At 67.0% G+C, this 20115-nt stretch carries 24 protein-coding genes; 15 read left to right on the plus strand and 9 right to left on the minus strand.

From position 1 onward, the window contains the following. Nucleotides 1–113 precede the first annotated feature (113 nt). From trxA to WDM91_12225, 7 genes are read left to right on the plus strand one after another with little or no spacing between them, the layout of a single operon-like run. A complete protein-coding gene (gene trxA, locus WDM91_12195; GenBank protein ID MEI9995349.1) occupies nt 114–1067 on the plus strand; it encodes a thioredoxin in 954 nt (317 codons plus the stop codon). 7 nt (nt 1068–1074) lie between these two features. Further along, nucleotides 1075–1725: an LON peptidase substrate-binding domain-containing protein gene (locus WDM91_12200; protein MEI9995350.1), complete on the plus strand. Its 651-nt coding sequence runs from the start codon at nt 1075–1077 to the stop codon at nt 1723–1725. Between the two features lie 3 nt (nt 1726–1728). Next, nucleotides 1729–1920: a Trm112 family protein gene (locus tag WDM91_12205; protein MEI9995351.1), complete on the plus strand. Its 192-nt coding sequence runs from the start codon at nt 1729–1731 to the stop codon at nt 1918–1920. Continuing rightward, a complete protein-coding gene (locus WDM91_12210; protein MEI9995352.1) occupies nt 1917–2270 on the plus strand; it encodes a DUF971 domain-containing protein in 354 nt (117 codons plus the stop codon). The genes WDM91_12205 and WDM91_12210 overlap by 4 nt, the downstream gene beginning before the upstream one ends. 58 nt (nt 2271–2328) lie before the next feature. Further along, nucleotides 2329–3234: a hypothetical protein gene (locus WDM91_12215; GenBank protein MEI9995353.1), complete on the plus strand. Its 906-nt coding sequence runs from the start codon at nt 2329–2331 to the stop codon at nt 3232–3234. Then, entirely contained in the window at nt 3171–4553 is a 1383-nt protein-coding gene (locus tag WDM91_12220; protein MEI9995354.1) for an O-antigen ligase family protein, read from the plus strand. Before WDM91_12215 ends, WDM91_12220 begins: the two co-directional genes overlap by 64 nt. 31 nt (nt 4554–4584) lie before the next feature. Then, nucleotides 4585–5490 carry a hypothetical protein gene (locus tag WDM91_12225; GenBank protein MEI9995355.1) on the plus strand — a complete coding sequence of 302 codons (906 nt, stop codon included), beginning with the start codon at nt 4585–4587 and terminating at the stop codon, nt 5488–5490. Here the strand turns inward: WDM91_12225 and WDM91_12230 are convergent. Next, on the minus strand, nt 5474–5902 hold the full coding sequence (locus WDM91_12230) for a hypothetical protein (protein MEI9995356.1): 429 nt from the start codon (nt 5900–5902) through the stop codon (nt 5474–5476). The genes WDM91_12225 and WDM91_12230 overlap by 17 nt on opposite strands. Before the next feature lie 102 nt (nt 5903–6004). Here WDM91_12230 and leuD point away from each other — a divergent pair, with 102 nt between their 5' ends. The 4 genes from leuD to WDM91_12250 all read left to right on the plus strand — a co-directional run bounded on the left by leuD (nt 6005) and on the right by WDM91_12250 (nt 8908). Beyond that, nucleotides 6005–6610, plus strand: coding sequence for a 3-isopropylmalate dehydratase small subunit (gene leuD, locus WDM91_12235; GenBank protein ID MEI9995357.1), 606 nt, complete (start codon nt 6005–6007; stop codon nt 6608–6610). Between the two features lie 40 nt (nt 6611–6650). Next, nucleotides 6651–7391 (plus strand): enoyl-CoA hydratase/isomerase family protein, encoded by a 741-nt coding sequence (locus WDM91_12240; protein ID MEI9995358.1) that lies wholly within the window; start codon nt 6651–6653, stop codon nt 7389–7391. Nucleotides 7392–7538: 147 nt separating this feature from the next. Then, nucleotides 7539–8645: a 3-isopropylmalate dehydrogenase gene (gene leuB, locus WDM91_12245; GenBank protein MEI9995359.1), complete on the plus strand. Its 1107-nt coding sequence runs from the start codon at nt 7539–7541 to the stop codon at nt 8643–8645. Between the two features lie 11 nt (nt 8646–8656). Further along, nucleotides 8657–8908, plus strand: coding sequence for a hypothetical protein (locus WDM91_12250; GenBank protein MEI9995360.1), 252 nt, complete (start codon nt 8657–8659; stop codon nt 8906–8908). Here WDM91_12250 and WDM91_12255 read toward each other — a convergent pair. The 3 genes from WDM91_12255 to WDM91_12265 are packed head-to-tail and all read right to left on the minus strand — an operon-like array spanning nt 8905 to nt 11220. Continuing rightward, entirely contained in the window at nt 8905–9585 is a 681-nt protein-coding gene (locus WDM91_12255) for a phytanoyl-CoA dioxygenase family protein (protein MEI9995361.1), read from the minus strand. The genes WDM91_12250 and WDM91_12255 overlap by 4 nt on opposite strands. Then, the gene (locus tag WDM91_12260) at nt 9582–10550 is read right to left on the minus strand and encodes an NADPH:quinone oxidoreductase family protein (GenBank protein MEI9995362.1); all 969 of its coding nucleotides are present in this window, start codon (nt 10548–10550) and stop codon (nt 9582–9584) included. The genes WDM91_12255 and WDM91_12260 overlap by 4 nt, the downstream gene beginning before the upstream one ends. 10 nt (nt 10551–10560) lie before the next feature. Continuing rightward, nucleotides 10561–11220, minus strand: a complete 660-nt coding sequence (locus WDM91_12265; GenBank protein MEI9995363.1) for a TetR/AcrR family transcriptional regulator — start codon at nt 11218–11220, stop codon at nt 10561–10563. Nucleotides 11221–11545: 325 nt separating this feature from the next. Between WDM91_12265 and WDM91_12270 the strand changes: the two genes are divergently transcribed. Both WDM91_12270 and WDM91_12275 read left to right on the plus strand, forming a co-directional pair. After that, nucleotides 11546–11995, plus strand: coding sequence for a PaaI family thioesterase (locus tag WDM91_12270; GenBank protein MEI9995364.1), 450 nt, complete (start codon nt 11546–11548; stop codon nt 11993–11995). A gap of 2 nt (nt 11996–11997) precedes the next feature. Continuing rightward, on the plus strand, nt 11998–12432 hold the full coding sequence (locus tag WDM91_12275; GenBank protein MEI9995365.1) for a PaaI family thioesterase: 435 nt from the start codon (nt 11998–12000) through the stop codon (nt 12430–12432). Nucleotides 12433–12465: 33 nt separating this feature from the next. Here the strand turns inward: WDM91_12275 and WDM91_12280 are convergent, their stop codons facing one another. From WDM91_12280 to WDM91_12290, 3 genes are all read right to left on the minus strand, one after another. Next, nucleotides 12466–12861 (minus strand): DoxX family protein, encoded by a 396-nt coding sequence (locus tag WDM91_12280; protein MEI9995366.1) that lies wholly within the window; start codon nt 12859–12861, stop codon nt 12466–12468. A 26-nt stretch (nt 12862–12887) separates the two neighbouring features. Beyond that, complete coding sequence (locus WDM91_12285) at nt 12888–13322, minus strand: hypothetical protein (GenBank protein MEI9995367.1); 435 nt, start codon at nt 13320–13322, stop codon at nt 12888–12890. Nucleotides 13323–13461: 139 nt separating this feature from the next. Next, the gene (locus tag WDM91_12290; GenBank protein ID MEI9995368.1) at nt 13462–14508 is read right to left on the minus strand and encodes a quinone-dependent dihydroorotate dehydrogenase; all 1047 of its coding nucleotides are present in this window, start codon (nt 14506–14508) and stop codon (nt 13462–13464) included. Between the two features lie 108 nt (nt 14509–14616). Between WDM91_12290 and WDM91_12295 the strand changes: the two genes are divergently transcribed. Continuing rightward, nucleotides 14617–15246 carry a helix-turn-helix transcriptional regulator gene (locus tag WDM91_12295; protein ID MEI9995369.1) on the plus strand — a complete coding sequence of 210 codons (630 nt, stop codon included), beginning with the start codon at nt 14617–14619 and terminating at the stop codon, nt 15244–15246. Nucleotides 15247–15394: 148 nt separating this feature from the next. On the opposite strand, the gene WDM91_12300 is transcribed toward WDM91_12295, so the two are convergent. Both WDM91_12300 and WDM91_12305 read right to left on the minus strand, forming a co-directional pair. Continuing rightward, the gene (locus tag WDM91_12300) at nt 15395–16168 is read right to left on the minus strand and encodes a hypothetical protein (protein ID MEI9995370.1); all 774 of its coding nucleotides are present in this window, start codon (nt 16166–16168) and stop codon (nt 15395–15397) included. A 143-nt stretch (nt 16169–16311) separates the two neighbouring features. Then, nucleotides 16312–17931, minus strand: a complete 1620-nt coding sequence (locus tag WDM91_12305) for a lysine--tRNA ligase (GenBank protein MEI9995371.1) — start codon at nt 17929–17931, stop codon at nt 16312–16314. A 66-nt stretch (nt 17932–17997) separates the two neighbouring features. Here WDM91_12305 and WDM91_12310 point away from each other — a divergent pair, with 66 nt between their 5' ends. Beyond that, nucleotides 17998–20112 carry a HAMP domain-containing sensor histidine kinase gene (locus tag WDM91_12310; GenBank protein MEI9995372.1) on the plus strand — a complete coding sequence of 705 codons (2115 nt, stop codon included), beginning with the start codon at nt 17998–18000 and terminating at the stop codon, nt 20110–20112. The last annotated feature ends 3 nt before the right edge of the window (nt 20113–20115 follow it).

A 20115-nucleotide genomic window follows, 5' to 3' on the forward strand; every position in this document is an offset into this window, starting at 1 on the left:
CCCCCTGGCATTTCCAATCTGGAACCGGATCGCGACCGTATTGGGGCGAAAACGCTTTTCTTTCGGGGCGGCAGCGCCCATCTTTCCCATCTGACCAGGAGAAAAACGGACCCATGGCATTGATCGGACCGGGCGGAAGACCCGTCACTTCGGCGAAACCGGCGACGGAGCCGACCGCGTCTTCCAGCCCTTATGTCAAGGAGAGCGGCCTGGAGACTTTCGCGGCCGACGTGCTGGAAGCCAGCCGCGAAGTTCCGGTGATCGTCGATTTCTGGGCCCCGTGGTGCGGACCGTGCAAACAGCTCGGCCCCACGCTGGAGAAGGTCGTCGACGACGCGAAGGGCGCAGTCCGGCTCGTCAAGGTGAACATCGACGAGAACCAGGAGATCGCGCGGCAGCTCCGCATCCAGTCGATCCCCGCGGTGTTCGCGTTCAAGGACGGCCAGCCGGTCGACGGCTTCATGGGCGCGATCCCCGAGAGCCAGGTGCGCCAGTTCGTGGCCGGACTGGCGGCCGGCGGCGGGCATGGCGGACACGACCATGCCGAGGAAGTCCTCGCCATCGCGGAAGAGGCGTTCAACGCGGGCGATGTCGGGCAGGCGGCGCAGGCCTATGCGCATGTGCTGCAGGACGAGCCGGGCCATCCCAAGGCGGTCGCGGGGCTCGCCCGCTGCTACCTGAAGAGCGGCGATATCGAGCGCGCCAAGCAGACGCTGCAGCTGGTGCGGCCCGACGGCGCGACCGACGAGGCGATCCGCGCGGTCGAGGCGGAGCTCAAGCTGCGCGAGCAATCGGCCGCCGCCGCGAGCGGGCTGGAAGCCGCGAAGGCCAAGATCGAGGCCGATCCCAAGGATCACCAGGCGCGTTACGATTACGCGCTCGCTTTGGATGGAGCGGATGACCGCGAGGGCGCGCTCACCGAGCTTCTGGAGATCGTCCGGCGCGACCGCAAATGGAACGACGAGGCCGCGCGCAAGCATCTGGTGACCTTGTTCGAGGCCATGGGCCCGACCGACCCGCGCACCCTCGACGCGCGGCGCCGGCTTTCTTCCATCCTGTTCGCGTGAGGTCCGCATGGCCGGCCGCTATCATGGCATCGACGACCTGCCGCGGACGCTGGGCGTCTTCCCGCTGACCGGCGTGCTGCTGCTGCCGCGCGGGCACCTGCCGCTCAACGTGTTCGAGCCGCGCTATCTCGCACTGGTCGAGAGCGCACTGTCGGGCAGCCGGCTGATCGGCATGATCCAACCGACCGAGAACGAAGAGAAGGCGCTCAAGCCCGCCCTGTCGGCGATCGGCTGCGCCGGGCGCCTCACCAGCTATCGTGAGACCGAGGACGGCCGCTACCTGATCACGCTGACCGGCATCTGCCGTTTTCGCGTGGTCGAGGAACTCGATACGCCGGCGTCGTTCCGCGCCGTGAAGCCGGATTTCGGGCCTTTCGCCGGCGACCTGGCCGAGCGCGACGACGGCGATTTTCCGCGCGAGCGCCTGCTCGCGGCCCTTACCGAATATCTGCAGCGGCGCGAATTGAAGGCGGATTGGAAGAGCGTGATGAACGCGCCGGCGGAGACGCTGGTCAATGCGCTCGCCATGCTCTGCCCGTTCGAGCCGAACGAGAAGCAAGCGCTGCTCGAGGCGCCGGAATGGACCGACCGGGTCAGCACGCTGCTCGCCCTGCTCGAAATGGCGGGCACGGTATCGGGCTCGAACACGGTGAACTGAGGCATGGAGACCGATCCCAAGCTGCTCGAGACGCTGGTCTGCCCGCTCACCCGCGGGCCGCTGCGCTTCGACCGAGAACGCGGCGAACTGATCAGCCGGCAGGCTGGGCTGGCCTATCCGATCCGCAACGGCGTGCCGATCATGCTGGCGGGCGAGGCGCGTGAGCTGACCGACGCCGAGCGCGACGCGCGATGACGGAAGGCGCCAAGCGGCCCTGGCCGGTCGAGCTGAAGCTCAACGCCGCCAAAACGCAACTGACCGTCGAATACGACACGGGCGAGCGCTTCGTGCTGCCCGCGGAGTATCTGCGCGTCGAGTCGCCCAGCGCCGAGGTGCAGGGCCATGGCAGCGGACAGAAACAGGTCGTCACGGGCAAGGAAGATGTCGGCATCCGGGCGCTGGAGCCGGTGGGGAATTATGCGGTGCGCATCGTCTTCGATGACGGCCACGACACGGGGCTGTTCTCCTGGGATTATCTTCATGAGCTCGGCCGCGAGCAACGCGCCAGATGGGTGGCCTATCTGAAGGCGAGCGGCAGGACGTGATCGGGCTGTGCCGCAGGCCCGCGCTGCCGGGCCGGCACAGCCGCAGCGGGGGAAGGCGATGCAGACATTTGGCCAGTTGATCGACCTCATGAAATCCGTCGCCGGCGCGGCATGGCGGCACTTTCCGATCGTGATCGCCAGCGTGGTCCTGTGGCTCGGCGGCGCGATCCTCTTCGCCACCACGCGAAGCCCCCTCTACACGGCGTCGATGATCGTGAAATCGGCCGAGGACCACGACGTGGGCTCGAGCGGCATCACCATCAGCCTGCCAGGCCTGAGCTCGCTGAGCGGGACGTTGCCGGCCTATCTGAAACTTCTGCCGTCACGCGAATTGGCGCAGCTTCTCCTCGATCGCGATCATATCGACAAGCTTCTGTTCGCCGGTTCGGTCGATCCGGCGTCGGGAAACTGGAAGGCCCGCCCGCCCGGCATCGCGCAGGTCCTCGACCGCCTGTTCTCGATTCCGAGCGCGCCGCGGCCGACGGCCGACGACGTCCAGCAGTCCTTGAACGAGATGGTGACGATCACCAGGGACGACATCTCCGGCATCGCCACGGTCACCTGCGCCTCGAGCAGACCCGAGCTTTGCGTTCAACTGCTTGCGGCGAGCCACCGGGAAGCGGAATACAGGCTGCGGCAGATCCGGCTCGAACAGGCCGTCAGGACGCGGGATTACGTCGACAAGACGCTGCCGGCCACCACAGATCCCGATATGCGGACGACGATGCGTGCCGCGCTGGCCACGGCCAACAGCCAAATCCTCGGAGCGCAGCTCGAGACGCCGGTCGGCGCGGTGCTGCTGCAGCCACCGGCGGCGACGAGCCGGCCGGCATATCCCAAGCCCGGCCTGGTGCTGGCGGTCGGGCTGCTGTTCGGCCTGGGTTTCGGCATCGGGCTGGCGTGGCTGATCGGCGACCGGAGGCTTTCGCCGTTCCGGGCGCGACGGGCGCCGCCGGTGCCATGATCCTGGCATTCGCGCTCCTGGCATTCGCGCTCCTGGCCTTCGCCGGCATCGCGTTTGCGGTGCTTCATATCGACGACCGGCCGGGTCTTTTCGCCGGCGTCATCCTGGGTGCGTACAGCCTTTCGATCTATTTCGGCCCGATCGGCACCTTGACCGGTCTGTTCGCCCTTCTGGTCAGCGCCGCACGTCTTGCGCGCCGGGTGGAGCGGCCCATCCTGGCGGCCGAGGCCGCGCTGCTGTGCTGGGTGGCACTCTGCCTGCTCGGCCTCTTCTACAGCTGGTACGTCGACAACGCCGTCAAGCATGCCGCGATGCTGATCGGCCTGGCGCTGTCGAGCTATCTCTACGGCCGCGCCTTCGGCGACCATCCGCGGTTCGTGACGGATTTCCTGCTGGCCTGCTCCGCCGCGCTGCTGCTGTGCGAGCCCGGCTTCATCCTGCAAGGCGGTGTATCGACGATGCGGCTCTCGGGCAGCCTCAATGCGGTGGGCGCGAGTGTCCTGGTCGACACGCCGATCGTGGGCTGCCTGGCCTTCCTGATCCTCGGCGAGACGAGGAACCGGAAAGCCTTTGCCGGCGTCGCGGCGTTCCTCGTCTTTCTTGTCCTGCCGATTGCCGTGTCCCTTGGAACGCGCGGCGTATTCGCCGGAGCTGCGGCCGCCCTGGCCGTCCTGCTGGTCCGGCGCCTGGCAGCCGGCGGCATCGGACGGCTGGCGGGGACCGTGTCCGTCGCCGGCGGCATCGTCGTGCTCGGCCTGGGCGTCCTGTCGACGGATGGCGGAGCGGAAATCCTGCGCGGCGTGACGCGGATAACGACCAACTTCGCCGCGGACGGCACCGTCACGACGGATGGCGCAACGCTGGACCGGCTGGACCATTTTCAGGAAGCCGCCCGCCTGGTCGCCCAGGCGCCGGTGTTCGGTCACGGCCTCGGCGCCTTCTTTCCGCTGTCCAACAGCAGGATCGTCCGCACTCTGGATCCGGCGACGGACGACGTGCCGCACAACCTGGAGCTGGAAATCCTGGTGAACACCGGATTTGTCGGCCTCGCCCTGTTCCTTGCCGGATTCCTGCCGATCGCGCTGGCGGGCCTGCGCGCCATGTTCCGCAAGCCGCTCGACTGGACCTCCGGCTTCGTGTTCTGTGCGCTGCTGGACAGCTTTTTCCGTCATCAGTTGAGCCTGTCGGTGGTCGACGGCAAAACGCTGTTCCTGTTGCTGGGACTGGCGGCGGCACGCAACCACCCCTCGGCGCAAACCAATGGCGCGCATGCCCGGAACGCCGCCGTCGCCCATCCCATTCCCCTCGGCGGACGGTGAGACGGCGCCGGGACGCCTTCGGAGAACGAGCTTGAGCAAAGACCGCGACCCACCGAGCTTTGCCGCGACGCCGGTCATGCGGACGCGGCCCGGGCAGCGCATCGCCATCGTCAAGGGCCAGGACGGCACCCGCTACACCGACGTCTACCACGCGGTGCTGACCGCGCCATGGTGGCTGTTCTTCCTGGGCCTGGCGCTTTTCTTCGTCACGATAAACGCCGTCTTCGCGCTGCTCTATCTCAGCGATCCCAATTCCCTGGCGCATGCGCGGCACGGCAATTTCTGGGACGCCTATCTCTTCAGCGTCGAGACCATCGGCTCGATCAACTACACCGTGTTCGTGCCGCAGACGATCTACGCCAACATCCTCGTCTCGATCGAGGCGTTCTTCGGCATCCTGACCATCGCGCTGTTCACCGGCATCATCTTCGCGCGCTTCTCGCGGCCTTTCGCGCGCGTCGTGTTCTCGAAATGCGCGGTGATCATCCCGTTCGACGGCGTTCCGACGCTGATGTTCCGCACCGCCAACCAGCGCGGCAATTCGGTGCTGGACGCCGAGATCCGGCTTTCCCTGGCACGGCAGCAGACCTCGCGCGAGGGCATGGTCATGCGGCGCTTCGAGGAGATCAAGCCGATGCGGGAGCGCAGCTCGCTGTTCGCGCTGTCCTGGACGATCATGCACCGGATCGACCGCTCCAGCCCGCTCTACGGTCTGACGCCGCAGATGCTGATCGAGCAGCAGGCCGAGATCGTGGCCATGCTGAGCGGCGTCGACGAGACGCTGGCCGACCGCATCTATGCGCGGCATTCCTATGCCGCGGAGGAGATCGTGTGGGGCCGGCGCTTCGTGGACGTGATCTCCGTCTCGCCGGCCGGGCAGCGGGTCGTCGACCTCACCTGCTTCCACGACACCGAGCCGGTCACGCCCGGCCCATGATCCGCTTCTCCATCGCCACGATGGGGCCGTCGGTGAAGAGATATTCGCGCAGCTCCTTGTCGAAACGCGGCTCGGCGCGGCGGATCCATTCGAGGATCATCGAGGCATGCTCGATCTCCTCGTCGGCGTTGTGCAGCAGCACCGCCTTCAGCTCCTCGTCGTCCGTGTCGTCGGCGCGCTGGCGATACCAGTCGACCGCCTCCAGCTCTTCGCGCAACGAGTCGATGGCGTAGTGCAGGTGAAGGTTCTTCTTGGACAGCCGCGCGCGCGGGATATGGAGATCGCCGCCCGACAGCGGCGGCGGCTCAGGCGCCGGCGCGGCGGGCGGCGGCGCCGGCTCGGATGGCGGCAGTGCCGCCTTGAGATCGATTGCCGCAGCCGCCGCGGCCTTGCGACGGAATAGCCCGAACATCGCACACCCCACCCTTGCCCCGACAGGATGCTAACGCGGAAGCGCAAACTGGAACAATTCCAGCTTGAGGGCATGAGGTCGCATCGCTATGGTCGCGGCGCCATGGAACCATTCACCAAGCTCGAGGGCGTCGCGGCGCCGCTCAACATGATCAATGTCGACACCGACATGATCATCCCCAAGCAATTCCTGAAGACCATCAAGCGCACCGGGCTCGGCAGCGCGCTGTTCCACGAGATGCGGACGCGCCCGGACGGCAGCCAGAACCCCGACTTCATGCTCAACAAGCCAGCCTATCAGAAGGCGCAGATCCTGGTCGCGGGCGCGAATTTCGGCTGCGGCTCATCGCGCGAGCATGCGCCCTGGGCGCTGCTGGATTTCGGCATACGCTGCGTGATCGCGCCGAGCTTCGCCGACATCTTCTTCAACAACTGCTTCAAGAACGGCATCCTGCCGATCGCCCTGCCGCAGGCGGAGATCGACAAGCTGATGGACGACGCCGAGCGCGGCGCCAACGCGGTGATCTCGGTCGACCTGGAGAAGCAGGAGATCCGCGGGCCGGACGGCGGCTGCATCTCGTTCGAGGTCGATCCGTTCCGCAAGCAATGCCTGCTCAACGGCTGGGACGATATCGGCCTGACGCTGCGGCATGAGAGCGAAATCTCGGATTTCGAGACCAAGCGCAAGCGCGACACGCCCTGGGCGTAAACTCACCCTCCCGCAAGGGCTGGGTCAGCGAGGTGAGACGATGGGCGAAGCCCTGCTGCGCGAGGTCAAGGACGGGCTGTTGACGCTGACGCTCAACCGGCCCGACAAGCTCAACGCGCTGAGCTTCGAGAGCTTCCAGGCGCTGGCCGCGGCGGTGGACTACGCGGCGGCGAACACCGCGACGGTGGGCTGCGTGCTCATCAAGGGCGCGGGGCGCAGCTTCTGCGCCGGCAACGACCTCGGCGATCTCGGCGGGGTGTTCAACGACGGCGACAATTCCCGATTCCGCAGCGACACGGTCGAGCGGCTGGCCGCCTTGCCGATGCCGGTGGTGGCGCAGGTCCACGGGCACTGCATGACGGGCGGGCTGGAGCTGGCGCTCGCCGCCGACATCATCATCGCGGACGAGAGCGCACGCTTCGCCGACACGCATGGCAAATGGGACCTCGTGCCGGTGTGGGGCCTCAGCCAGCGCCTGCCGCGCCGCATCGGCCGCGCCAAGGCGCTCGAGATGTCGTTCAGCGGCCGGCTCTATTCCGGCGCGCATGCGGCGGAGATGGGCCTTGCGAACATCTGCGTGCCCGACGCCGAGCTGGACGCGGCGGTGGCGGCGTTCGTGACGGACGTGCTGGCGAACTCCTGGCGCTCGTCGCGGGCGATCAAGAAGCTGGTGGATGATACGGATGGGATGACGCTGAAGGCCGGCCTCGCGCACGAGGTCCATCGCAGCGAAGGCCGCGGGCCGGAGACGGCGGAACGATTGGCAAGGATGCGGAAGTAGCGGCGCCGTCGCCCTTCGAGGCTCCGCTGCGCGGAGCACCTCAGGGTGACGGCAATTCAAAGCTCTGCTCTCGTCATGCTGAGGTGCGAGCGAAGCGAGCCTCGAAGCACGCACGGAAAGCGACGACAATCTGATGGGAACACGCGTATGACCTACAAAATCCTTCTCACCCCCGGCGACGGGATCGGACCCGAGGTGATCGACGATACGCGGCGCGTGCTCGGCTGGTTCGAGCAGAACCGCAACATCGCCTTCGAGACCGAGGAGGCCCCGATCGGCGGCATCGCCTATGACACGCTCGGCACGTCGGAGCCGGACGAGACCGTCGCCAAGGCGAAGCGCGCCGACGCCGTGCTGTTCGGCGCGGTCGGCGGCCCCAAATGGGATTCCCTGCCCTTCGAGAAGAAGCCGGAGCGCGGGCTGCTGCGGATGCGCAAGGATCTCGGCCTGTTCGCCAATCTGCGGCCGGCGATCTGTTTCGACGCGCTGAAGGATGCCTCGAGCCTGAAGCCCGAGCTGGTGGCCGGGCTCGACATCCTGATCGTGCGCGAGCTGACGGGCGGGGTGTATTTCGGCGAGCCCAAGGAGATCACCACCCTGGCCGACGGCCAGCAGCGCGCGGTCGACACGCAGGTCTACACCACCAGCGAGATCGAGCGCATCGCGCGGGTGGCGTTCGAGCTGGCGCGGCTGCGCGGCAATCGCGTTCTCTCGGCCGAAAAGAACAACGTCATGGTCTCGGGCGTCTTGTGGAAGCAGGTCGTGCAGGCGGTGCACGACAGGGAATATCCCGACGTCGCGCTGACGCACATGCTTGCCGACGCGCTTGCCATGCAGCTGGTGCGCGGCCCCAAGCAGTTCGACGTGATCGTGACCGACAATCTGTTCGGCGACATCCTGTCGGACGAGGCGGCGCAGCTCACCGGCTCGCTCGGCATGCTGCCCAGCGCCTCGCTGGGGGCTAAGGGCGCGGACGGGCGGCAGCACGCGCTCTATGAGCCGATCCACGGCTCGGCGCCGGACATCGCTGGCAAGGGTGTCGCCAATCCCATCGCGTGCATCCTGTCGTTCGCGATGTGCCTGCGCTATTCTCTGGGGCGCGGCGAGGACGCGGCGCTGCTGGAGAAGGCGGTGGAGCGCACGCTGGCGGAGGGTTATCGGACGCCGGACATCATGCAGACGGGGATGAACAAGGTGGGGACGAGCGAGATGACCGGCGCGATCTTGAAGGCGCTGGACAAGCTGGCCGGTTAAGAGGCCGCGATATGCGCCAGAGCTGGTGGTATCGAGCAAGGCAATACGTGAAGATCGCGTCGTACGGCGCCTTCGCGATGACCGGCGGCGTGCTGTTTGTCGTCCTGATCGGCGGTGCCATAAAAGGCCATATCGAGATCCATCCGCTTGGCCTGCTGGAGGCGCTCGCCCTCATCCTGGCGATCTGCCTTTTGATGCCCATCGCCCTTTGGGGGATGGTGCAGATATTTTCCAGGACGTTCGGATCCAAGAGGAGGCGCTAAAGCCAGCGCAGCGTGGGCGGCAGCAAATCCTGCGGCGCGTATTCGAGATGGATCACGCGACGGTGTTTCGGCGCCTTCGCGGGCGACGACGCGTGCAGCAGGAGTGGCCTGAAGGCGAGTGCCGAGCCCGCTGGCGCGAGACAGACGGCTTCCGGGATTTCCGCGCGCAGGGATGCAATCCGGTCGGCCTTGATCCGTCCCATCTTGTGCGTTCCAGGCAAGACGCGGAGCGGGCCGTTCTCCGCGCCGCAATCGTCCAGATGAATGCGCAGCGTCACCATGCGGTCGAGGATATCGGACGGCGGCTGCACGTGATGGAGACCCGCCTTGACGGACCAATTGCTCCAGCCGGCAATCTCGTGGCGCTCCGCGACGGCGAGCGCCCGGTCCTGGTGCCAGGCGACGGGCCAATTGGCGCCGGGCGTCTTGTCGAAGAAGATGCCGCGCACCGGTCGCGCATCGGGGCCGATGAACGATGCCGCGAGGCCGAACACGCCGGCGCTTCGCGCCAGCGCTGCGATCTTCGGCTCGTCCAGGATGTTGCGCGCGCCGTAGACGTCTTCGCCGCGCATGGAGCGCGCGAAGCCTGAGGTTTCGATAATTGCGATGAGCGACGCGATGGACGCAGCGTCGACGACGTTCGGGATGATCGCGAAACCGTCGCGCTCCAGGCTCACGGCTCGATCACGACCTTGCCGATCACGCTGCGGTCCTCCAGCGTGCGCATCGCGTCCACCGCCTGCGCCAGCGGGAAGCGCGCGTGGATGTGCGGGTGGATTTTCTTTTCGGCCAGCAGCTTGGTGATCGCGAACATGTTCTGGCGGCCTTTCTCGGGAAATTTGCGGCCGTATTCGCCGGCGCGGACGCCGAGGATGGAGTAGCCCTTGATCAGCGGCATGTTCACAGAGATCGATGGGATGCGGCCGCTGGTGAAGCCGATAATGGTTATGCGTCCGTCGAAGGCGATGCAGCGCGTCGACTCGTCGAACACGTCGCCGCCGACGGGGTCGTAGACCACGTTGGCGCCTTCGCCGCCGGTGATCTCCTTCACCGCCTCGCGGAAGCCGCTCGATTCGAGCACGTGGTCGGCGCCGTAGGTCTTGAGGAAGTCGCGCTTGGCTTGCGTCGAGGCGGTGGCGATCACCTTGGCGCCCAGATGACGGCCGAGATCGACCGCGGCGAGACCGACGCCGCCGGCGGCGCCGTGCACCAGGAGCCACTCGCCCGCTTCCAGCCGGGCGCGGCGGACCAGCGCGACATAGGCGGTGAGATAGGCGACGGTGAAGCTCGCGGCTTCGGCATAGCCGATGCCTTGCGGGATCGTGCGCAGGCTCGCGGCGGCGACCTGCATCTCTTCGGCATAGCCGCCGAGCCCACCGCAGATCACGCGGTCGCCGACCTTGACGGTCGTCACGGCCTCACCGACCGCGATCACGTCGCCCGCCGCCTCGCTGCCGGGCGTGAAAGGCAGCGGCGGCTTGTGCTGGTACTTGCCCTGCACTGTCAGGATGTCGGGGAAGTTCACGGCGGCGGCACGGATGCGGATGCGCGCCTGGTCCGGCCGCAGCGGCGGCAGATCGACGTCTTCGAGCCGCAGCGTGCCGATATCGTCCGCGATGGCGCGGCAGACGATAGCCTTCATCGGGGTGTTCTCACGCCAGGCCCGTCTTGGCGTCGGGATGGCCGGCGTCGGGCAAGGTGCGGATGCCGCCGAGGAACAGCGCGGTCGCGAAATTCGCCGCGGCGGCGGGATCGCGATGCTCGCGCTGGACCATGCGTTCGGCGACCTCGAAGGCGACGCCGACGATGGCGGCCATCAGGTAGTCGGCGTCGATCGGCGGGAACAGGCCGTCCTGGATCGCCTTCTCGATATCCTCGCGCAGCTCCTCGAAGCCGGCGACGACCTCGGGCGTGTCGACGCGGAAACGGGTGGTGTCGGCGGTGTGGCGGATGGTGCGGAAATTGATGTGATCCTCGGCCACGAACTGCATGAAGGTCAGGAAGGTGCCGGAGATGAACTCCTCGACCGACTTGGCCATCTTGCGCTGATCGCGCAGGCGCGGGCGGATCGCCAGGGCCACGTCGTCCTGGATCGCCTGGTACACCTCTTCCTTGGACTTGAAGTAGTTGTAGAAGGTTCCCGAAGCGAGCGGGGTGGCGCGGATGATGTCGCGCACCGTGGTGGCGCCGAAGCCGAGTTCGCCGAAAACCTGGCGGGCCGCTTCAAGGATCAGCTCCCGGTTCTGGGCCTTGGTCTGCTCGCGCTTGCCGAGGGGCTCGGCGCGGGTGGGCTTGGCCAATGACGATTCCATGACGCTCTCAGGTGAAGTGACCAGCGGATTCTAGCGATCCGTGACTGAGCGTCAATTTTCCCTGGTGCCCAGATCCACTATATGTAGTGGTTCCAATGGCCGGCAAACACATCGTATTGTTTTCGTCTTGCGCGAATCCGCACATTGTATGCCCCCACCGGGAATTTCCGGCGTTCGAACCTCCGAAAGTCGGAGGAAAATACAACGACCGCAGCGACGGCTTGGAGCGGCGGCAGGCAGCAGATGGTGACTGGCATATTGGTTTGCAAGTGTCGAGTTTGACAGGGATGAAGGCGCGTTCTCCCTTAATGGGATGAGCGATGGTGTGGATGACAAGGTGGCGGTCTTGGCGACCGCGATGGGCGGGACGGCGTTCCTCAACGCGCTGGGGGCGGTCATCGTCTCCGCCACGGTGGGCAGGAATCTGATGCGTCTGCCTTATGCGCCGCATCTGGTCGGCAATCCCGACAGCGGCGTGGTGCATGGCGGCGCGGTGACGGCGATGCTCGACCAAGCCTGCGGCATGGCGGTAGGTTCCGCACTGGGCCTGGAGCGACCGGCCGGCGGCCTGCGCAGCATCGCGACGCTCGATCTGCGGATCGACTACATGAAAGCGGCGAAGCCCGGCGCCGACATCTTCGTCACGGGCGAATGCGTGAAGATCACGCGCCAGATCGCCTTCGCGCGCGGCCGCGCCTACCAGGACAGCGAGGAGGATCCGATCGCCGCGGCGACCGGCACCTTCATCATCACCGATATCAAGCCGGGGAGCTGAGCATGGAGTTACTGGAGCGCGCGGCGCAGGCCGGCACGGCCCCCGACATCGGCGCGCTGGTCGCCGCGGTGCCCTATTGCGCCTTTCTCGGCGTGACAGCACGGCTCGTGGACGGGCGCATCGTGCTCGAGATGCCGTTCGCGCAGAAGCTGGTCGGCAATCCGGTGCTGCCGGCGATCCATGGCGGGGTGATCGGCTCGCTGCTGGAGACCGCAGCGATCGTGCAGGCGGTCCGGGACACCAGGAGCGCCGCGATCCCCAAGCCGGTGGACATCACGATCGACTATCTGCGCACGGGACGATCGGTGACGAGTTTCGCAACCGCAAGCCTGGCGCGGCAGGGACGGCGGGTCGTCAATGTGCATGCCTGGATGTGGCAGGAGGACGAGGCCAAGCCGATCGCCGCGCTGCGCGGGCATTTCCTGCTGAAGGGGTGACGTTTTCCTCCCTGCGGTTAGGGGGACACGACGTCAATTCCACCGGCCGCCGATGTTCACGCTCACGCGGCCGGCGCCCAGCAGCGCGACTGCGAGGCCGCCGAGCAGGTAGAAGGTCTCCAGCTCCAGCGCATAGCCGCCCATCGGATTCAGCTTGCCGAGGCTCGCCACGCCCGCAAGCGCGATCGCCGCGATCATGTTCGCCACGATGAGCAGGCCGCCGATGCGCGAGAACAGGCCGAGGATCACGAGGATCGGACCGGCGATCTCGCCGAGATAGACGCCGTAGGCGAGCAGGTCTGGCAGATGCGCGGCAACGACCAGCGCCTTGATCGGCGCGATGCCGGTGAGCAGCTTGTGAACGCCGTGCAGCAGAAGCAAGCCGCCGACGCCAAGACGAACGACGAGTTTTCCGAAATCTTCCTGCATGTTTTCCCCCCATGCGTGTGGAGGGACTATACGCCTTCCGGCGCCAGGACTGCAGGGTCTGCCGTATAAAGCGGCATCTCGGGCGCGGCGGGGAATTCGAGCGCCGGATAGCGGCGGATTTTCGGCCGTGGGCTGCGGAATTGGCGGGCGCTCACGGTTAACGGCTTGCGCTTGCGCGCCGGAAGCACTGCGGCGCGCGGGACACGCGGCGCGGAAAAATTGCGTGAGGGCATGACGGGTGCGGGTGCCGCGAGCGCGACCGGCGCCTCCTTCGGCGGCGCATGCGCCGGCGCGGCGCGGTGGTCATGCCAGATCGCAAGCAGGCTGGTGCGCACGCCTTCCACCGCCATGACCAGGAAAAACACCGCGCCCGCCGCGATCATGATCGCCACAAAAGGCGACTGACGCCCCACGACGCCCAGCGCGAGATGCCACACGTCCACCCAACCGGCCTCATGCATCGGCCAATACCCCAACTCACCCCTGCCCGTATTGTGCATGAAAAAAGCCGGGCCGCCATGCGGCGGCGGCGCAGCGCGCGGCTTTGTCTGCGCGATGGTTGATGCCTAGCGCGCGTGCAGAGCGAACGGAAATTGGGCGCTACGCGTCCTTGCCGACCGCGTCCGCCACGCGCGCAAAGCCGTCGCGGGCGAGGCAGGCGAGCAGGTCGCGCTTGATGCGCGCGACGAGGCCGGGGCCTTCATAGGCGAGCGCGGAATAGAGCTGCACAAGGCTCGCGCCGGCCCGGATCTTGGCGTAGGCGTCGGCGCCGTTCGCGATCCCGCCGACCCCCACCAGGGTGAGACGCGGCGAGACGCGGCGGCGCATCTCGCGCAGGATGCGCGTCGACGGCGCGAGCAGCGGTGCGCCGGAGAGCCCGCCCTGCTCTTTCGCCTGCGCGCTCTTCAGCGACGGCGGACGCGCGATCGTGGTGTTGGAGACGATCAGGCCGTCGATATGCGCCTCGCGCAGGACGTCGGCGATGTCGTCGAGCGCAGCCTCGTCGAGGTCCGGCGCGATCTTGAGGAGCAGCGGCGCGCGCAGCGACAGTCGCGTGCGGTCGCCGGTGAGATGGCCCAGCAGGCGCTCAAGCTCGTCGCGGCTCTGCAGTCCGCGCAGGCCCGGGGTGTTGGGCGAGGAGACGTTGATCGCGACATAGTCGGCCCACGGCCCGAGCCGCGCGAAGGCGGTGCGGTAGTCGCCGATCCGGTCCGCGGTCTCCTTGTTGGCGCCGATATTGATGCCGACGATGCCGCCTTTCGGCCGGGCGCCCAGACGCTCCGCCGCGCTCTCCATGCCGCCATTGTTGAAGCCCATCCGGTTGATCACCGCGCGATCCTCCGTCAGACGGAAAAGCCGCGGCCGCGGATTGCCAGCCTGCGGCCGCGGCGTGACGGTGCCGCATTCGACGAAGCCGAAGCCCAGCCGCAGCATCGCGACGGGAATCCGTGCATCCTTGTCGAAACCGGCTGCCAGACCGACCGGGTTGGGGAAATGAAGTCCAAAGGCCTCGACGGCGAGGCGCGGGTCGTCGGCCGCCGGGGCGGCCAGCAGCGGTGTGAAGGTCTTCGCCAGGGACATCGTCGCGCGATGCGCGGTTTCTGCCGGAAGAAGCCGCAGGATTTGTGTGGCAAAGTCCAAAATCATGCTTTGACCCCCTAGACCATACGGCAGTTAGAGTGGTAATTCCTACACTTACCTTATTTCTAGGAACAATTACCCTGATAACCGGACCAGCTTCTCACGGATAATCGGATGCTGACCCATACACAAATCTGGCATGCCATCGACGCCCTGGCGGCGCGGCACGGGCTTTCCGCGTCCGGCCTCGCCAAGCTCGCCGGGCTCGACCCGACGACTTTTAACAAAAGCAAGCGCGGCGGCGCCAATGGAAAGCTGCGCTGGCCTTCGACCGAGAGCGTGTCGAAGGTGCTGGCGGCGACCGGCGCGACGCTCGACGAATTCGTCGCGCTGATCGGAACTTCGCGGCGCAGCTTCAGCCGCAGCGTGCCGCTGATCGGCCTGGCGCAGGCGGGTTCCCAAGGCTTCTTCGACGATGCGGGCTTTCCGGTCGGCGCAGGCTGGGACGAAATCCCGTTCCCCGAAGTCGCCGACGAGCACGCCTATGCGCTGGAGATCACCGGCGAGTCGATGATGCCGGTCTACCGCGACGGCGACCGCGTGCTGGTCTCGCCGGCGGCGCAGGTGCGGCGCGGCGACCGCGTCGTGGTGCGCACCCATGGCGGCGAGGTGATGGCCAAGCAGCTCGCGCGGCAGACCGCGCAGCGCATCGAGCTGAAGTCGTTCAATCCCGCCTTCGAGGACCGCAGCTTCGCGCTGTCGGAGATCGCCTTCATGCACCGGATCATCTGGGCGAGCCAGTGACAACGCGTTTTTCTCCCCCGTGTTCACGGGGGAGGTGGCGCGCCGCGCAGCGGCGTGACGGAGGGGCCGGTACCGACCGTGCAACCGCCCCCTCCACCAAATCGCTTTGCGATTTGGTCCCCCTCCCCTAACAACGGGGGGAGGAAAGTCAGGGATACCCCTGATACTTCCGCACCCTGGCATTGAAGCCGTCGACGTCGTTCTTGTTCATCAGGATCAGGAGTTCGGCGGCGCGGGTCTTGGCCACGCCTTCATAGGCGCTGGCCGGTTTTTCCTTCGCGATGCGCGCGAAGGCATCCCTGATCTCGTGGCCGAAACGGTCGGCATCGTAGCCGGAGAGCGACAGCGCATATTGATAGCGGATCGCGAGATTGTCGGGCGCGGCCTTGAACGCGGCGGCGAAGGCGGCGAGCCCCTTGTCGACCGTCGCGCCATAGAGCCAGCTTGCGAGATAATCGCCGCCGGTGCGCACGATCTCCACATTCCAACCGCCCGTCGCACCGAGCGCCCATGGGTTCTTCGGCTCGAGGCCGAGCGCGGTGTCGAGCTCGCGTTTCGCCTGTCCCGGATAGTTGTGGGCCCGTGCCCAGACCGGGCCGACGACCCGCGCCTCATAGCCCATCGCGACGGCGAGATAGACATGCGCGTCGACAAGATGCGGATCGGCGGCGGTGGCCTTGCGCGCCAGGGCCTCGGCATGGCGCAGGCAATCGAGACAGGGTGCGGGGCGGGTCGTCGCATCGGCCAGCGCGGCGCGAGCGGCGGCAAGATAGCCTTGCGCGGTATTGGCGGCGACGCCAGCCTTCATCGCGTCGGCATAGCGGCCGGCGGCGTAGAGGTCGTAGGGGGTGGGCGCGGGGGCGGCGGTGGCGAGTGTGGCGCACAGCGCGGCGATCGCTATGACGAAAAAGCTCTTTGTCATCCCCGGCCGAACGCCGCGAGAGCGGCGCGAGGAGAAGGGTATCCAGGTCTGAAGGACCACCCTGGCATTTCCGACCTGGGTCCCCTTCCCTCGCGCCGCGCGCAAGCGCGCGACGCTCGCCGGGGATGACAATTGGGGTTGCATCACGCCGCTTTCACGAACTCGCCATCGAGCGCGCGGCGGATCAGGGCGGCGGTCTCGGCGCAGCCGAACAGCGCCGCGAAGGAACCGAAGCGCGGCCCGGCGCTCTGGCCGAACAGCACTTCGTAGAGCGCCTTGAACCAATCGCGCAGGGGCTCGAACTGATGCGCCTTGCCGACGGCGTAGACCTCGTCCTGCACCTTGGCGCCGTCGCGCTCGCCGGCCATCGCCTCGAAGCGCGTCGCGAGATCCTCCATCGCGGCACGCTCCTTGTCGGTCGCAGCGCGGTATTGCTTGGTCGGCTTGACGAAATCCTCGTAGTAGCGGATCGCGAAATCGGCGAGCCTGGCGAGGCCGGGGTTCGCTTCCGGCGAGGCATGCGGCGCGTAAGCACGGATGAAGCCCCATAGCACGTCGCGATTGTGCGCGTTCGACGCCGTCACCAGCGTGAGCAAAAGTGCGAAGCTGACGGGATAACGCTCGTTCGGCGGATTGCCGTCATGGATGTGCCAGACGGGGTTCTCCAGACGCTCGGCCTCGCTGGTCTCGTTCGAATGATATTTCTCGAGCAAGTCGATGTAATCGTCGACCGCCTTGGGGATCACGTCGAAATAGAGTCGCTTGGCGACGCGCGGCTTCTGGAACATGTAGAGCGACAGGCTCTCGCGCGGCGCATAGGTCAGCCATTCGTCGATGGTCAGGCCGTTGCCCTTGGACTTCGAGATCTTCTGGCCGGTCTCGTCGAGGAAGAGCTCGTAGACGAAATGCTCGGGCGGCCGGCCGCCGGCGATGGTGCAGATCTGGTCGTAGAGCGGTTGCGACGGCAGGTGATCCTTGCCGTACATCTCGTAGTCGATGCCGAAGGCGGCCCAGCGCATGCCGAAGTCCGGCTTCCATTGCAGCTTGCAATGGCCGCCGGTGACCGGGACGGTCTCTTCGCTGCCGTCCTCCTCGATATAGGTGATCGTGCCTTTCGCCGCGTCGTGCGCGACGACCTTGGCGAGCAGCACCTTGCCGGAGCGCGGGCTGACGGGAAGGAACGGCGAATAGGTCTGCTGGCGTTCTTCGCCCAGCGTCGGCAGCATCACTTCCATGACGCGGTCGTACTTCGCCAGCACGCGCAGCAGCGCGGCGTCGAACACGCCCGCCTTGTACATCTCGGTCGAGCTGCGGAATTCGTAGTCGAAATCGAAGGTGTCGAGGAAGGCGCGCAGCCGCGCGTTCATGTTCGCGCCATAGCTCTCATGCGTGCCGAACGGATCGGGGATCGACGTCAGCGGCTTGCCGAGATTCGCCGCGAGCATCTCCGGATGCGGCAGGTTGTCGGGGACCTTGCGCAGGCCGTCCATGTCATCGGAAATCGCAATTAATCGCGACTTAATCGGCGACAGGGTTTTGAGCGCATTGCGCACCCAGGTGGTGCGCGCGACCTCGCCGAATGTCCCGATATGGGGCAGGCCGGACGGACCGTAACCGGTTTCGAACAGCACCTCCGTTACGTTTTCTCCAGCTTTTTCGCGCTTTTCAATGCGGGCGACGAGCTTGCGCGCTTCCTCGAACGGCCAGGCGCGCGCCGCGCGGCCGAGTTCCGGTTGGTAAAGCAGGGACGTGCCGGAAGGCATTGAAAAGGCTCACGCTTAATCGTTGGGAAAGGGCGCCGAAGCTAGGCTGAGGCCGGGAAGGCGTCAATGACCGGAACCGAGGAGTCCGGGCGCAGCAGGAATGCGGTCTTCGCAGGCCGCATCGATATCCTGTTCGCGCTCGGCCGACATTATCTGTCGCTGCCATTCGCAGCGCTCTGCATTCCGGCGACGCTGTTCGCGGGGCGTGAACCCGGCTGGCTGCCACTGATGCCGCTGGTGCTGCAGATCGCGGTGGTGATCGCGGCCGAGCAGCTCACCACCGCCTATAAGAAGCGCGACCGCGGCGACGACCCGAAATTCTGGGCCTGGCGTTATGCCTTCGTGTCGGCGATCGCCGGCGCGACCTGGGGCGTGGGCGTGCTGTTCTGGTTCGTCCCGAACTCGTTCCCGGCGCAAGCCTATCTCTCGCTCGCCTTCCTCGGCATGACGGCGACGGAGTTCATCGCGCGCTCGGCCTATCGCCCCGCCTATCTGATGCATGCGATCTTCTCGCTGGGACCGCTGGTCGCGGTGCTGCTGCTGGCGGGCGGGCTCTATCAGATCCTGACCGCGGTGCTGGTGACGCTGTTCGGTGGCGTGCTGTTCACCTATTGCAACGGCATGGCGCGGCTGCTGGATGAGAGCATTTTCCTGCGGCTGGAGAATGTCGGCCTGGTGGCGACGCTGTCGCGCGAGAAGAAGGTGGCGGAGGCGGCGCGCGACGCGGCGCAGGCCAGCGGCCGCGTGAAGTCGTCCTTCCTGGCGAATATCAGCCACGAGCTGCGCACGCCGCTGAACGCGCTGCTCGGCATGGCGCAGCTGCTCGACCGCGCCGAGCTCGAGCGGCCGCATCGCGACCATGTGAAGGTGATGCTGGAGGCCGGCAAGGCCCTGCAGATGCTGCTGGACGACGTCATCGCGCTGGCGCGCGACGACAACGAGGAACAGACCGACGTGGCCAGCGACGCGGCCCAGGCGGCACGCGCCGTCGCGCGGCTGCTGCAGCCGCGGGCATGGGAGAAGCGGCTGCGCCTGACGGTGACCGTGTCGGGCAGCCTGCCGCATGTCGCGATCGACGGACGGCGGCTGCGTCAGGCGCTGCTCAAGCTGGTCGACAATGCGCTCAAATTCACCGAGCGCGGCGGCGTGGAGATCCGTGCCGAGGCCGACGGACAACGCGTGCGCTTCGCGGTGATCGACACCGGCCAGGGCATTCCGCGCGAGGTGGGCCCGTCGCTGTTCAAGCCGTTCTCGCCCGGCGACGCCTCCTATGCACGGCGCCAGCAGGGGATGGGGCTGGGGCTTGCCGTGGTCAAGCGGATCGTGGACGCGGCACAGGGCGAGATCGGGTTCGAGAGCGCGCCGGGCGAAGGCTCGACCTTCTGGTTCACCATCCCGCTCACCGGCGCGACCGAGTTCGGGCGGAACGAGGCGCCGTCCGGGGAGGCGGCTGTGCCGCCATCCAAGCGCAGCTATCTGCTGTTCACCCACGATCCGAAGAACGACGCGCAGATCGCGCATTACCTGGAGCCGTTCGGCAACCAGATCCACAACGCGGCAAATCTCGCCGATGCCGTCGCGCAGTCGGGCCGCGGCAGCTATGACGCCATCATCGTGAGCGCCCGCGACGCGGACAACTGGGCGGCGGCGCCGGGCGTCACCGCGCCGGTGCTGGCGCTGCTGGGACGCGGCGAGCGCGCCCCGGTCACCGCCAGCGAGGTGCTGCGCTGGCCGGCCACGGCACAGGACCTGTTCGCGGTGCTGGCGACGCTGCAGGAGCGCGCCGAGGGCAATGCCCATCCGGCAGCCGAGCCGCAGCCCGAGACGCTGGCACCGATCGACGCGGACGCCTTCGCGGCGCTGGAGAAATCGGTCGGGCTGAAATCGCTGCTGGGGATCCTGCAGTCCTACATCGAGAATGCGGAGCTCCTGTGCAGCGGCCTCAACGAGGCCTGCCAGGGCGAGAAGTGGGACGAGGCGCAGCGCCTGGCGCAGGACATCGCCGGCGCGGCCGGCGGGCTCGGCCTGATCGCGGTGACCGCGGCGGCGCGCGGCTTCACCCAGAAGACCCGCAATGGCGAGAACCGCCACGAGCTGTGCAACGCGGCACAGATGGTGGTCGGCGAGCAGCAGCGCGCGCGGCAGGCGCTGAGCAATCTGTATCCGGACCTGGTGGCTTAGGGC

Source organism: Rhizomicrobium sp. (assembly GCA_037200385.1).
Taxonomy (GTDB): domain Bacteria; phylum Pseudomonadota; class Alphaproteobacteria; order Micropepsales; family Micropepsaceae; genus Rhizomicrobium.

What these genes read in the sequence shown, in the direction of transcription:
- WDM91_12205 (MEI9995351.1), top strand. Translation starts at nt 1,729, where the DNA reads ATGGAGACCGATCCCAAGCTGCTCGAGACGCTGGTCTGCCCGCTCACC.
- trxA (MEI9995349.1), top strand. Translation starts at nt 114, where the DNA reads ATGGCATTGATCGGACCGGGCGGAAGACCCGTCACTTCGGCGAAACCG.
- WDM91_12250 (MEI9995360.1), top strand. Translation starts at nt 8,657, where the DNA reads ATGCGCCAGAGCTGGTGGTATCGAGCAAGGCAATACGTGAAGATCGCG.
- leuD (MEI9995357.1), top strand. Translation starts at nt 6,005, where the DNA reads ATGGAACCATTCACCAAGCTCGAGGGCGTCGCGGCGCCGCTCAACATG.
- WDM91_12240 (MEI9995358.1), top strand. Translation starts at nt 6,651, where the DNA reads ATGGGCGAAGCCCTGCTGCGCGAGGTCAAGGACGGGCTGTTGACGCTG.
- WDM91_12260 (MEI9995362.1), bottom strand. Translation starts at nt 10,550, where the DNA reads ATGAAGGCTATCGTCTGCCGCGCCATCGCGGACGATATCGGCACGCTG.
- WDM91_12290 (MEI9995368.1), bottom strand. Translation starts at nt 14,508, where the DNA reads ATGATTTTGGACTTTGCCACACAAATCCTGCGGCTTCTTCCGGCAGAA.
- WDM91_12265 (MEI9995363.1), bottom strand. Translation starts at nt 11,220, where the DNA reads ATGGAATCGTCATTGGCCAAGCCCACCCGCGCCGAGCCCCTCGGCAAG.
- WDM91_12285 (MEI9995367.1), bottom strand. Translation starts at nt 13,322, where the DNA reads ATGCATGAGGCCGGTTGGGTGGACGTGTGGCATCTCGCGCTGGGCGTC.
- WDM91_12295 (MEI9995369.1), top strand. Translation starts at nt 14,617, where the DNA reads ATGCTGACCCATACACAAATCTGGCATGCCATCGACGCCCTGGCGGCG.
- WDM91_12310 (MEI9995372.1), top strand. Translation starts at nt 17,998, where the DNA reads ATGACCGGAACCGAGGAGTCCGGGCGCAGCAGGAATGCGGTCTTCGCA.
- WDM91_12230 (MEI9995356.1), bottom strand. Translation starts at nt 5,902, where the DNA reads ATGTTCGGGCTATTCCGTCGCAAGGCCGCGGCGGCTGCGGCAATCGAT.
- WDM91_12215 (MEI9995353.1), top strand. Translation starts at nt 2,329, where the DNA reads ATGCAGACATTTGGCCAGTTGATCGACCTCATGAAATCCGTCGCCGGC.
- WDM91_12300 (MEI9995370.1), bottom strand. Translation starts at nt 16,168, where the DNA reads ATGACAAAGAGCTTTTTCGTCATAGCGATCGCCGCGCTGTGCGCCACA.
- WDM91_12280 (MEI9995366.1), bottom strand. Translation starts at nt 12,861, where the DNA reads ATGCAGGAAGATTTCGGAAAACTCGTCGTTCGTCTTGGCGTCGGCGGC.
- WDM91_12210 (MEI9995352.1), top strand. Translation starts at nt 1,917, where the DNA reads ATGACGGAAGGCGCCAAGCGGCCCTGGCCGGTCGAGCTGAAGCTCAAC.
- WDM91_12305 (MEI9995371.1), bottom strand. Translation starts at nt 17,931, where the DNA reads ATGCCTTCCGGCACGTCCCTGCTTTACCAACCGGAACTCGGCCGCGCG.
- WDM91_12275 (MEI9995365.1), top strand. Translation starts at nt 11,998, where the DNA reads ATGGAGTTACTGGAGCGCGCGGCGCAGGCCGGCACGGCCCCCGACATC.
- leuB (MEI9995359.1), top strand. Translation starts at nt 7,539, where the DNA reads ATGACCTACAAAATCCTTCTCACCCCCGGCGACGGGATCGGACCCGAG.
- WDM91_12200 (MEI9995350.1), top strand. Translation starts at nt 1,075, where the DNA reads ATGGCCGGCCGCTATCATGGCATCGACGACCTGCCGCGGACGCTGGGC.